Below are 11,464 nucleotides of genomic sequence, written 5' to 3'. Positions count from 1 at the left end.
TTCTATATCTTTGGTTTGAGCAAGAAAATTGTTTGACTTCCTTGATTTCAAAATCCTATCACCCGGTTTAATTAATAATAGTCAATCTAGTAACACTCAGGTGAGTAAATATGGATAACCTGGAACACATTCAGTTATGAATAGACAGTTCTGTCTAGATTATAAGCAATATTTTTTCTTAGATAAATCAGATATTAATCCCTTGAACTAGACAGACTATTCTAACTAAAAATCAAGAAAGAAATTAATGATTTACTTTCTGTCCTAATTATAGATATCTCACTTGGAGAAATAGCGGATAATTGCTCAATTCCAAACAACAGAGTAACGCAATTATTGGCTTTGAGGCTCTTTAGCTGATGACCAATTGTAACCATGAATACTGTTTGGAAATTAATTGGTAAGTGCAAGTAAATTTGCTAGATGTATGATATTCTTTATTTATAGGGAATCTAATACAAGGACGAAAACTCCTTAGGTTCCTTTGAAGTGAGTATCAGACCAGTCTCATCATTTATTGGTGACGGCATAACGTTAATCGAAGTGGAGCAAAGCCGCCAAAAAATCGGTTTTTCGTTTGGCGAGGCCGTTGCCATAGGTAGGCTGGACTGATTTTTCTATGTATCTTTCTTCAAGGGAAAATAATGTTTGTCCTGCTGTGATGAAGCATAAATTTCTCATTCACCTGCCGTTGCTGCGGAAGTTTTTTGAATTATTGGTTACAGTAATGCGACTAATTTTTAGCATCCTTGTTGTATCTCGCATCTCACTAAATATTTACTGCTATATCTGTAAGAAGCTGTTTAACTTTTAGCAGATAACTGCAATATTTATAGTGCTGAGAATAAGCGGCTGATGTCCACACTCTGACTATGTTGATGCTGTAACAACCTCGGCAGTAAACTCTTTCAAAAACTACAACTCCATTTTGATTCAACACTCTGCTTGATTACACCATAATCCCGGAGCCAAATCAACAAGTCTGCGCCATTACTGAGGTTTTTATGCGGAAAATCGCTATTTATGGAAGAGGAGGAGTTGGCAAGTCCACAACGACTCAAAACGTAGTGGCTGGACTGACTGATGTGGGTCGTAAGGTGATGGTTGTAGGGTGTGACTCGAAAGCAGACTCCACACGGCTCCTTTTGGGGGGATTCCACCAGAAGAATGTACTCGACACGTTGCGTAAAGAAGAAGATGATGTGAATCTAGAAGACTTCCGCCAAGAGGGATGGGGGAAGACGCTGTGTGTGGAATCAGGTGGGCCGGAACCTGGTGTGGGATGTGCAGGTCGAGGCATTCTGACATCAATTGGGTTGCTGGAACAACTTGGTGCCTATGATGATGCGGTTAGACTTGATTATACATTTTATGATGGTCTGGGTGATGTAGTGTGCGGTGGATTTGTCATGCCCATTCGTGAACGCAAAGCTCAAGAAGTTTACATTATTACTTCTGGGGAAATTATGGCAATGTATACCGCCAACAACATGTGCCAAAGCATTCAGAAGTATGCTTCTATAGGCGGTATACGTCTGGGAGGATTGATCTGCAACTCTCGCAAAGTCGATCAAGAAGATGATCTGATCAAAGCTCTGGCAGAGAAACTGGGGACTCAAATGATCTACTCCATACCCAGAGACAACATGGTGCAACGGGCAGAGTTCCACCGTAAAACGGTGATTGAGTATGCTCCTGAGTCTGAACAGGCGCAGCACTATCGCAACCTGGCAACCACGATTGACCAGAACACAGATTTTGTAACTCCGAAATCTATGTCTAACGATCAGCTTGAGGAACTGCTGGTAAAGTTTGGGTTGTTCGGCTAGGACGATGCAGTAGGGATTATCCCTCACACAAAGTGTCTGGAGCAATTGGCAACCTCTGACTCGAAAAAGCAGAAAAACTGCGTAAGCTTCTTACCACCATTTGAGAAATCGACGTTGTTAACCACGTCAAAATTTGTCTACCTCATTGAAGGAGTAGAACTTATTATGTTGACTGAAGAGGTATTAGTCCAAAAATTTATCACCGTAGCTCAGGGGCGCTGTCCCAAACTCGACGAGTTGCTCCAGTACTGCCACGTCGAACTCGTAAACTCTTACTGGGGCTACCCCCCGAAACTTATACAACATTTTGTTGTATATTATCCTAATATGCTGTTTGCCTCAGTCAATGCCTACAAAAACATTTTCAGAGGCGTTGCTCAAGATTTGGGAATATCGGACGCTGTTTGCATAAACGCCACACGCATTATTCGCGATCGCTCTTCAAGGTTGAAGGAAAAGAATCCTATACTATGGTTGGAACTCCAGTGGGTGGCAGTACCAATTAAAAAAGGCAATTGGTATCTAGATCAGGACTTACCGCACTCGGACTAAAAGTTATGTTGCTGTAACTAAATACTACACGAAAACTGAAAGTTTTTGAATACTCGATGCCTTAGGATTTGAGCGTTTTCTCTTGATGACAACCGACTTGGTTAGCAGATGATCAAAAGGCGATGCCTAGTACCGCAAGGCGGAAGTCAAAAGTCAAAAGTATTATGGAATGGGCTTTTTAGGGATTTAAAATGGTTGCTCTATTTGCGTCGTGGCGTACTAGTTTGGGCTGCGCTTACGCCAAATAGTATCTAACAATGCAAGTATATTGGCTTTGTGTATGTTATGCTTGCGAAAAATCAGTGAATTGTCAAAACATCAATATGGCTTCCAACAAAAACGCTAAAAACTAGAAAACCTTGCTATTGCGCCAACAGATTAAGTTTGTCAGCGGCGGCTTTTTCCAACGGAGAGATACAGCCTCATGAAACTGGACGTGAATCTTTGCAACAACCTGAAGTCAATTAGAACTCGCTTGGGCATGAGTCAGCAGGATTTAGCTAATATGACTGGCGTAACCCGTCAGAGTATTGGTGGTGTGGAATCGGGACAATATGCTCCTTCAGTTGCTATCTCACTGCGTCTAGCCAAAGCGCTTGGCTGCCCAGTCAAGGACTTATTCTGCTTTAAGGAAGATTTACCAGAAGTTGAAGCAGTTGTTACCAAAGCAGTCAAGAGCGGACAGCAATTGCGAGTAAGTCTAGCACGGGTAGGTGGTCAATGGATAGCTTATCCTCTCGTTGGGAACGATGCTTTTCACATCGAAATGATTCCGGCTGATGGTGAAGCAGTTGCGGTGAGCCACCCCGTTGCAAAGAGAAGTCTGAGTAAAGGAAGCTTCAATCCAGAACTTTTGAGTGTTTCCCCTGTTGAGGAACTGGCGAAAGGGTTAAGAGGTATAAGCACACTGCCGTTCTCCGATGGGGTTAAGGCAGAGTATCTGGAGGGTGAATTACAGAATCAAACAGGTACAAATAAAGTTCTAGTTCGGCTGCTTGATGATATCGATAAATTGGAAAATACAGTTGTGATTGCTGGTTGTACACCGATGATTTCCCTCTGGGCAAGAGCAACTGAACGTTGGCATCCGCAACTGCGAGTTCACCATATTTTCGCCAACAGTATGACAGCATTGCATAGTCTGTGCCGAGGGGAAATTCACATCGCTGGGATGCACCTGTACGATCCGGAAACTGGAGAACATAACATTCCCTTTGTGCAGCAAGCTTTAGCTGGTAGGAGTGCAGTTTTAATTACCCTTGGAGTTTGGGAAGAAGGACTCTTAGTCCCACCAGGAAACCCAAAGGGAATCAAAACAGTCAGCGACTTGGTAAAATTAGGAATAACTGTTGTTAACCGTGAATTAGGTTGTGGTAGTCGTATGCTTTTGGAACGTAAACTCCAAGAAAAACAGATACCATTGCACACAGTGAAAGGATTTGACCATATTGTCTATAGCCATCAAGATGTCGCTTCATCTGTAGTGTCAGGAATTGCTGATGCAGGTGTCAGTACGGCATCTGTCGCTGGGGCCTTTGGGTTGGGATTTATCCCCCTACATCGATCGCGATACGACCTGGTGATTCTCAAAGAATACTTGGAAGAAACACCAGTACAGCAATTGCTTAGTACCTTGGGACATCGGCTAGTCCAATCGCAATTAGAGATTCTCGGCGGCTATGACATTAACAATATTGGGGGAATCGTAGCAAATATTTAAACTTGAGTGTCAACATAATTCATAATTTGTAATTATTACCCTACTACTAAGGAATATGTGTTTTAGTTTCCACAACTCAAGTTAGTTGCTCTGTCTTTCAATTACGAAATTCTCAAGCAAATCCAAATCACACAACAAGTTAGCTGCTCATGAATCATCACTTCTCTATGAACAAGCATCCGATTCAAATTAACGATACAACCTTAAGAGATGGTGAACAAGCGGCAGGTGTAGCCTTTAACGTTGAAGAAAAAATTGCGATCGCCACCTTTCTTGATGCCATTGGTGTTCCAGAACTGGAGATTGGCGTTCCGGCAATGGGGCAAGAAGAAGCAGAGTCAATTCAAGCCATTGCCAATCTGGGATTAAACGCCAAATTGCTAGGCTGGAACCGTGCTAATTTGTCTGATATTCAGGCATCGATAGATTGTGGTTTGGAGCGAGTGCATATTTCTGTTCCTGTCTCAGAAATTCAGATTGCCGCCAAGTTTGGCGGTAACCAGCAGAAAATGCTAGATCTTTTGCGGGATGCGATAAATTTCGCTTGTGATTGCGGTTTATCTGTGTCTGTTGGTGGAGAAGATTCCTCTAGAGCCGATGAATCTTTTCTGCTGGATGTGGCGTTTTATGCTCAAGAGTTGGGAGCTTTTCGGTTTCGCTTCTGTGACACTGTAGGAATTCTCGATCCTCTGACTACTTACAGCAAAGTTCGCTCTCTTGTGCATCATCTATTCATTCCCATAGAAATGCACACGCACAATGACTTTGGACTGGCAATGGCGAACTCGCTGGCTGGTCTTGAAGCAGGAGCGCTATCAGTTAACACCACGGTAAACGGGATTGGTGAAAGGGCAGGCAATGCGGCGCTGGAAGAAATCGTGATGGCACTGAAACACATCTACGGTATCCAAACAGGCATTGATACAAAACGGCTGTTGGAACTGTCACGGTTAGTTGCTAAAGCTGCCAACTGGCCAGTTCCTCCCTGGAAAGCGATCGTGGGTGAAAATACCTTTGCACACGAATCGGGTATTCATGCTCACGGTGTGCTGCAAAATCCGGGTACTTACGAACCGTTTGCGCCAGAAGATGTTGGTCGGGAACGTCGTTTAGTCGTAGGTAAACATTCTGGTCGGCATCTGATATTCAGTGTGCTACAAGAACATGGAATCACACTCAGTCAGCCAGAAATTCAATCAGTGCTGGATGCTGTAAAGCATCAGTCAGTAAAAGTTAAGCGCAGTCTCACGGTTGAAGAACTCCTGAGTTTGGTTCCCCAAGGATGAACGTACACATTTACTAAAACACTAAAGCGTAAGTACATCAGCTTCTAACCTTTCAGTCAGTTTGACAACAGAAGACTTGAATCAAAAGTGAAGTTGGTCAAGAACGCATGACAATTCTGTTTCCGGTTGGCAAGCTTGATTATTGTACTAACTGCTAAGATATTACCAATTATGTTGGTAATACTATGCCGAGAAAAGAGCAAGGATGGATCACCTTTCAATTGTCTCCAGAAGAACTGCAATTGCTGGAACAGCACTGCCAACGGTTTCAACGTACCAAGACTGATGTGTTGCGCTCCCTGTTGCGTAGTCTCCAGCCAAAATTACTAAAACAGCAAAAGAAGCAGTTTGATTATGGCGAGGTTGATCTTGACCTACTTTGAGCAGTGATGAAGAATTGTCATCCGTAAAGCGAATTGTCTTGCGCCCAAACAAACTCGTAACAGGGAAGTTGATAGTCCTTCTGAAATCGTAAAAAAGCGTCCAAGTTCAAAAGTTGACCATGACAAATCCTACAGAACTACTGCGATGCCTACGGTGGTCACTGAGCTTTCCTGAAATGTGGGCTATGCCTACGCGCTACAGTGAAATTCCCTTCAATTACGAAATTGGCTGGAACGATTTTCTAACTGTTCCGGTGATGAAACTTTTGCAGCTTAAGCAGAGTTTATTGATGCAGAGGTAAATCAGATTTTTGATGCTCCAATGCCACTTGATGTTCAGGATAGTCAGGATTGGTTAATTCTAATAAAGCATTTTTTTCTACCATGCTTCTAGCGAGGATATTTCCTTGATGCTCAAATTTAGCGATAATCGCTGGCAAGAGCGCATTGCAGAAGGGAGATTTACTTGTGACTAACGTAGCTACTAAGCACTCAAGTATTTTCTCTCTACTTTTATCAGAAAATCAGCCACCTGATTTTCTGGTCTTCCTTGTCTTCCTTGTTTCTCGTTGTTGGTAATCCCTCTAAAATCGGAAAAAAACATTCAAGTTCAAGAGTTAACCATGACTAATCCTACAGAACTATTGCGATCGCGCTACGGTGAGATTCCCTTCAATTACGAAATTGATTGGAACGACTCTCTAGAAACACTGCTATCTCACCGTTCAGTTCGGTCTTATCTATCTGACCCTTTACCACCAGGAACTCTGGAGTGGCTAGTTGCAGCTGCTCAATCTGCTGCTAGTTCAGCTAATTTGCAAACCTGGAGTGTAGTAGCGGTTGAAGATCAAGAGCGCAAAGCAGAATTATGTAAGCTGTCTAATAACCAAGTATGGGTTAACCAGGCTCCTGTATTTTTGGTTTGGTTAGCAGATTTAGGTCGTATGGCTCATATTGCTGACAGTCGCGGACTACCTCATGTAGCTCTAGATTATGTAGAACTGTTAGTTAAAGCAATAGTCGATGCCTCGGTGGCAGCGCAAAATGCCACTCTAGCCGCTGAATCTATTGGTTTGGGAACGGTATATATTGGCGCAATCCGCAATAATACGCAAGAGGTAGCAACACTACTAAATTTGCCACCTTTTGTATTCCCCGTATTTGGATTGTGTGTGGGTTATCCTAATCCTGAGGTACAACCTGCTATTAAGCCGCGTTTACCGCAGGCAGCTGTACTGCACCAGGAAACCTATAAATTGGCAGAACAAGATGAAGCGATCGCTCACTACAACGATATCATGAAGGAATTCTATACTGAACAGAAGATGAATGCTGCTGTTGATTGGTCGCAAAACTCAGCCGAGCGGATCGCAACTTTAGACTATTTAAAAGGATGCAAAAACTTACGTGAAACTCTCAACAACTTCGGCTTAAAGTTGCTATAAAAGGAGTTAGCAGCCAGAAGACACCGCAAGGCGGAAGTCAAAAGTCACTCATTCAAAAGTCAAAAGTATTATGGAGTGGGCTTTTTAGGAATTTTAAATGGTTGCTCTGTTTAGGCCGTGGCATACTAGTAGAGAGTAAGCTACGCGCAGTAGGGACTAAAGAATAACTTCTGATGTCTGCACCAAAGCTTCTGACGCTTAAAGATTTGTTACCGCTTCACTAAAGACTCAAAGGGTGCATCCCAGTCTTAAAAGATAATTTCAGTGCGTAAGTCCTAAGGAATAAATAGACTCGCTAACTCGCCAGATCCAGCAATTCTCCTGCTTTAAACCCTTGTACTCATTTGGGGAATCTGAAGGCATTTCAGCAATGAACAGGCGAACAATTTAATAGGTATTCCAGCAAGCTTTATCTCTCCAAAAAGGGCTGAACTGTCAGAGGTTGTTTGAAAAGTGTTTCTCTGTAAATTTAGGCACTTTTAGATCCCCCCTAACCCCCCTTTTTAAGGGGGGAACCGGAATCAAAGTCCCCCTTTTTAAGGGGGATTTAGAGGGATCTAAAACTTTTGATACCGACAAGAGGACTTTTCAAACATCCTCTAAGAATCGCTCTTATCATGAAAATTGCTGACCAAAAATCTAGGATTAACTCGCAAAACTGAAAGGAGCTTCAAACAATGAATAATTTGTCTACTAAAGACCTCAACAGACTACGCTCTCAAGCCAAAATAATTATGAATCGAGTGGAGATTTTCATAGAAACTTACTTATTAGAAGCTCCCCCTGATGAAAAACTGATTAACGAAACATTACAAGAGATCATCAAGGCTACGAATAGCTTAACAACTGCAGCATCCAAGATGAAAACCGCAGAACCTGTACCTCATGACGCCAACAGAACAAAATAGTTTAATAGGGCTGAATGGAACCCTATAGCTAAATAATGGGGATTGAATACAGTTCCGTTAGCGGTAGCGGGGCGTTTAGCCCGTGCTGAGTAATCGACGCTAGATACTCAGCACTATTTTGGTTATGGAGATAAATGAATCTAGACTGTTAGGAAATACCATGCTAAAAGGGCTAACTTCAAATTTAAACAACTGGTTACAAAGAAATAGAATTGTTCGCAACTTGGAGTTTTTTCAAGACTTTATTATTATTTCTCTTTGCCTTGGTTTATTCTGTGTGATGCTGATCAGACTGGGAGATATGTTCTTTTCCTTTTTGCATCCCTTAGATTTGCGGCAAGTAACATCTGATATCCTGTTCATTTTGATTTTAGTAGAGTTGTTCCGCCTGTTAATTGATCATCTACAACAACAGAGAACATCCGTGACCGCAGCAGTGGAAATCACTATTGTTTCTGCTTTAAGAGAGGTAATTTTACGCGGAGTTCTTGAAATTCCCCGTGACCAAATTTTTGGAATAGCGATATTTTTAATAGTGTTAACAGGAATTATGGTGGCTTTACCTTAGATATCTCGTTTTCTTGAACAGGTCAAAATTCCTCACCCCGAAACAACAGAAAAAACACAATTCTTGGCTGAAACTCATCTAACTTCTGATTAATTGTAACTACAAATACTGTTTGAAAATTAGTTAGCGATCGCAAGTAAATTTGCCAGATGTATGATATTCTTTATATATGGAGAATTAAAAGCACAAAAGTTCTTCAAAAAAATAAGGTAGACATAAGAATCACTACTATCATGAGCTTGAACTATGCAAAATTTTCTCTTAAAGGTATAGTTTTTGCATCTTTTTAGCTCATAAGCCAAGAAGTGAGGTTGATTTAGTCAAACATCTTTAATCAGCGTTCAGCCAATAATAAACGCCCTCAGATAAGCTATGCAGCGTTAAGCGCCTTTTCAATATTTTTCACTCAAGCCCCTCGTTTCTTGCCTATCAACCTTCAATGACACTACAACATTGGGCGTAATAATGCCCAAAGCCTATTTGGTGGAGTGCATCAGATTTCAAAGCTTCTACTTATCAAAATTAAGCTGCCCTGTAAAAATAATTCTCATAATGAGAACTACTGCTGTTATTTTGGCAGGTTTTAAGTCCAACCTGAGTCGTTATATAAGTTAAAAGGTTGTGATTATTAAGGGTTAAAAGTTAGTTTTTTACTACTAAATATTAACTTCTAGCTAATAGATTAACCAAACATAATGCTTGAGTATCTTACATCTTTAAACGACCACAATTTACCCTACCCAGATACAATTCATCCTATCGCTGTCCACTTCGTAATTGCGATGGTGATGTTTGCCTTTGCCTGCGATGTAGTTGCTTATTTCACTGGTAAAGCTCGTCTTTTTGAGGTGGGTTGGTGGAATATGTGTGTCGCCACGATCGCCATCTTTGTTGCCGTCATCTTTGGTCAATTTGAAGCTGGCTTGGCAAAACCTTACGATGCTGTTAAGGCAGTACTGAACATGCATACGCTGCTTGGCTGGTCACTGTCTGGAATTATTGCAGCGATTACAGCTTGGCGTTATGTACTTCGTACACGCAATCCTGACAAATTACCGATTCATTATATGGTAGCGGGGCTGTTTTTAACCCTAATAGTTGGCTTGCAAGTATATCTTGGAGATGAACTTGTTTGGGTATATGGACTGCACACAGTGCCAGTTGTTGAAGCACTAAAAAATGGTATTTTGCGATGAGATCGGAACTAATTGACCAATTAAGTAGACAACTAGGTACCAACGGACTACCTTACACCATTCCTATTCATCCCAACTTAGTCCATTTCACTCTGGGTTTGTTCATCATTGGGATTACCTTTGATATCGTTGGTGTGCTGTTTCCTTTGGAAATATGGGTCTTCAAATATTTTGCGATTACTGTTAAACGTGCCAACTTCTTTGATGTTGGCTGGTACAACATGATCGCTTCCAGCATTATCACTTTTTTCACTGTGGGGGCAGGCTTTTACGAAATGCTTTTAGCAGCACCACCTACTGATGTCAAGAGTGCCTGGGGATTAGAGGTAATGCAAACCATGATTTGGCATGGTATAGGTGGCGTCTTTTTATTAGCACTAATTGTTGGCATGACCATTTGGAGAGGATGGCAGCGCTACATCTGGGACAAACAAGCATATAAACAGACAGATAGAGAAGTGCAGTGGATCTATCTGTTGGCAGGCATAGCAATCATGTTCATTATGTTCATCCACGGCACACTAGGAGCACAACTAGCCACCGAGTTTGGCGTACACAATACAGCAGATAATTTGCTGCGATTGGGCCAAGACCTGAACACAACACTTAAATAAGTCATTTGCCTAATGCCCCATGCCCAATAACCAATGACTATGAACATCCGCAAGATTTTAAATATTTTAACCGTGATTACGGGCGCGATCGCCGTGACCATTATCAGTCTCTGGATTGGTAAACAGGCTTACTCGTGGCTTCCCCCCCAAGCAGCAGCTGAATCCCAACTAATTGATGATTTGATTAGCTTCTTAGTAACCCTCGGTGCCTTCATCTTCTTGGGAGTAACAAGTACTCTGATGTATTCTGTGATCTTCCATCGGGCAGTCAAAGATGACTTCACTGATGGCCCCCCAATAGATGGTAATGTGGCAGTGGAAGTCATCTGGACAGTCATCCCAATTCTCTTGGTATTTTGGATTGCAGGTTATAGCTACCAAGTCTATGAGCAAATGGGGATTCAAGGGCCGATGGAACTTGTCCATCTGCATAACCCGATGGGGATGGAATCGGCCTATGCAGCACCACAAGAGGACTTAGCAAAACCTGTTGAAAAGATTGATGTTTTAGCTAAACAATGGGCTTGGGTATTCCACTATCCTGAGAAAAATATTACCAGTAGCGAGTTGCATTTGCCTAGCGATCGCCGCGTGCGTTTGGCACTGCAATCACAAGACGTTCTCCACGGCTTCTACATTCCAGCATTCCGCCTCAAGCAAGATATTATTCCCAACCATGCGATCAACTTTGAATTTACCCCCATCCGTGTAGGTAAATATCGGCTTACCGATTCCCAATATAGCGGCACATACTTTGCCACCATGCAGGCGAATGTAGTCGTCGAATCACCAGAGGATTACCACCACTGGTTAGCCAAAGCTGCAACCCAAAAACCATCTCCTGCCAATAATCAAGCAAATTCTGAGTATGCCCAAGCAGCCAGTAAGTCAGTAAAAACTGGTTGGGTCAGAGTTGCACCTGCGGCACCTCCTTTGGTCAATTATCCCGGTTGAAAGGAAACG

General features: G+C 42.2%; 11 protein-coding genes and 2 pseudogenes. 12 read left to right on the top strand and 1 reads right to left on the bottom strand.

The window, feature by feature from the left end; all coding sequences use genetic code 11:
* Positions 1-1,004 precede the first annotated feature (1,004 nt).
* The 6 genes and pseudogenes from nifH (at position 1,005) to V7K48_RS22945 (ending at position 6,072) form a co-directional block, all read left to right on the top strand.
* Positions 1,005-1,829, top strand: coding sequence for a nitrogenase iron protein (gene nifH / locus V7K48_RS22970; protein ID WP_335075667.1), 825 nt, complete (start codon positions 1,005-1,007; stop codon positions 1,827-1,829).
* 165 nt (positions 1,830-1,994) lie between these two features.
* The gene (locus V7K48_RS22965) at positions 1,995-2,381 is read left to right on the top strand and encodes a hypothetical protein (RefSeq protein WP_334977305.1); all 387 of its coding nucleotides are present in this window, start codon (positions 1,995-1,997) and stop codon (positions 2,379-2,381) included.
* 424 nt (positions 2,382-2,805) lie between these two features.
* Positions 2,806-4,101 carry a substrate-binding domain-containing protein gene (locus V7K48_RS22960; protein WP_335075665.1) on the top strand — a complete coding sequence of 432 codons (1,296 nt, stop codon included), beginning with the start codon at positions 2,806-2,808 and terminating at the stop codon, positions 4,099-4,101.
* A 167-nt stretch (positions 4,102-4,268) separates the two neighbouring features.
* Positions 4,269-5,387 (top strand): homocitrate synthase, encoded by a 1,119-nt coding sequence (gene nifV, locus V7K48_RS22955; protein WP_335075663.1) that lies wholly within the window; start codon positions 4,269-4,271, stop codon positions 5,385-5,387.
* A 185-nt stretch (positions 5,388-5,572) separates the two neighbouring features.
* Positions 5,573-5,701, top strand: a pseudogene (locus V7K48_RS22950) (CopG family transcriptional regulator); the annotation flags it as partial.
* A 188-nt stretch (positions 5,702-5,889) separates the two neighbouring features.
* Positions 5,890-6,072, top strand: coding sequence for a hypothetical protein (locus tag V7K48_RS22945; RefSeq protein WP_335075661.1), 183 nt, complete (start codon positions 5,890-5,892; stop codon positions 6,070-6,072).
* On the opposite strand, the gene V7K48_RS22940 is transcribed toward V7K48_RS22945, so the two are convergent.
* The gene (locus V7K48_RS22940; protein ID WP_335075659.1) at positions 6,055-6,210 is read right to left on the bottom strand and encodes a hypothetical protein; all 156 of its coding nucleotides are present in this window, start codon (positions 6,208-6,210) and stop codon (positions 6,055-6,057) included. The genes V7K48_RS22945 and V7K48_RS22940 overlap by 18 nt on opposite strands.
* A 183-nt stretch (positions 6,211-6,393) precedes the next feature.
* Here V7K48_RS22940 and V7K48_RS22935 point away from each other — a divergent pair, with 183 nt between their 5' ends.
* The 6 genes and pseudogenes from V7K48_RS22935 (at position 6,394) to V7K48_RS22910 (ending at position 11,455) form a co-directional block, all read left to right on the top strand.
* Positions 6,394-7,215 (top strand): NADPH-dependent oxidoreductase, encoded by an 822-nt coding sequence (locus tag V7K48_RS22935; protein WP_335075657.1) that lies wholly within the window; start codon positions 6,394-6,396, stop codon positions 7,213-7,215.
* Between the two features lie 677 nt (positions 7,216-7,892).
* Positions 7,893-8,123, top strand: coding sequence for a hypothetical protein (locus V7K48_RS22930; RefSeq protein ID WP_335075655.1), 231 nt, complete (start codon positions 7,893-7,895; stop codon positions 8,121-8,123).
* A 160-nt stretch (positions 8,124-8,283) separates the two neighbouring features.
* A pseudogene (locus V7K48_RS22925) lies at positions 8,284-8,688 on the top strand (phosphate-starvation-inducible PsiE family protein); the annotation flags it as partial.
* Positions 8,689-9,386: 698 nt separating this feature from the next.
* Positions 9,387-9,887 (top strand): DUF2231 domain-containing protein, encoded by a 501-nt coding sequence (locus V7K48_RS22920; RefSeq protein ID WP_335075653.1) that lies wholly within the window; start codon positions 9,387-9,389, stop codon positions 9,885-9,887.
* Positions 9,884-10,501, top strand: a complete 618-nt coding sequence (locus V7K48_RS22915; RefSeq protein WP_335075651.1) for a DUF2231 domain-containing protein — start codon at positions 9,884-9,886, stop codon at positions 10,499-10,501. The genes V7K48_RS22920 and V7K48_RS22915 overlap by 4 nt, the downstream gene beginning before the upstream one ends.
* 39 nt (positions 10,502-10,540) lie before the next feature.
* Positions 10,541-11,455, top strand: a complete 915-nt coding sequence (locus V7K48_RS22910; protein ID WP_335075669.1) for a cytochrome c oxidase subunit II — start codon at positions 10,541-10,543, stop codon at positions 11,453-11,455.
* Positions 11,456-11,464: the final 9 nt, after the last annotated feature.

It is taken from the genome of Nostoc sp., from assembly GCF_036919615.1.
GTDB lineage: Bacteria > Cyanobacteriota > Cyanobacteriia > Cyanobacteriales > Nostocaceae > Nostoc.
Note: the sequence above shows the minus strand (reverse complement) of the source record. Positions and strands in the feature narration are given on the sequence as shown.

What these genes read in the sequence shown, in the direction of transcription:
- V7K48_RS22935 (WP_335075657.1), top strand. Translation starts at nt 6,394, where the DNA reads ATGACTAATCCTACAGAACTATTGCGATCGCGCTACGGTGAGATTCCC.
- nifV (WP_335075663.1), top strand. Translation starts at nt 4,269, where the DNA reads ATGAACAAGCATCCGATTCAAATTAACGATACAACCTTAAGAGATGGT.
- V7K48_RS22960 (WP_335075665.1), top strand. Translation starts at nt 2,806, where the DNA reads ATGAAACTGGACGTGAATCTTTGCAACAACCTGAAGTCAATTAGAACT.
- nifH (WP_335075667.1), top strand. Translation starts at nt 1,005, where the DNA reads ATGCGGAAAATCGCTATTTATGGAAGAGGAGGAGTTGGCAAGTCCACA.
- V7K48_RS22910 (WP_335075669.1), top strand. Translation starts at nt 10,541, where the DNA reads ATGAACATCCGCAAGATTTTAAATATTTTAACCGTGATTACGGGCGCG.
- V7K48_RS22945 (WP_335075661.1), top strand. Translation starts at nt 5,890, where the DNA reads ATGACAAATCCTACAGAACTACTGCGATGCCTACGGTGGTCACTGAGC.
- V7K48_RS22920 (WP_335075653.1), top strand. Translation starts at nt 9,387, where the DNA reads ATGCTTGAGTATCTTACATCTTTAAACGACCACAATTTACCCTACCCA.
- V7K48_RS22915 (WP_335075651.1), top strand. Translation starts at nt 9,884, where the DNA reads ATGAGATCGGAACTAATTGACCAATTAAGTAGACAACTAGGTACCAAC.
- V7K48_RS22930 (WP_335075655.1), top strand. Translation starts at nt 7,893, where the DNA reads ATGAATAATTTGTCTACTAAAGACCTCAACAGACTACGCTCTCAAGCC.
- V7K48_RS22965 (WP_334977305.1), top strand. Translation starts at nt 1,995, where the DNA reads ATGTTGACTGAAGAGGTATTAGTCCAAAAATTTATCACCGTAGCTCAG.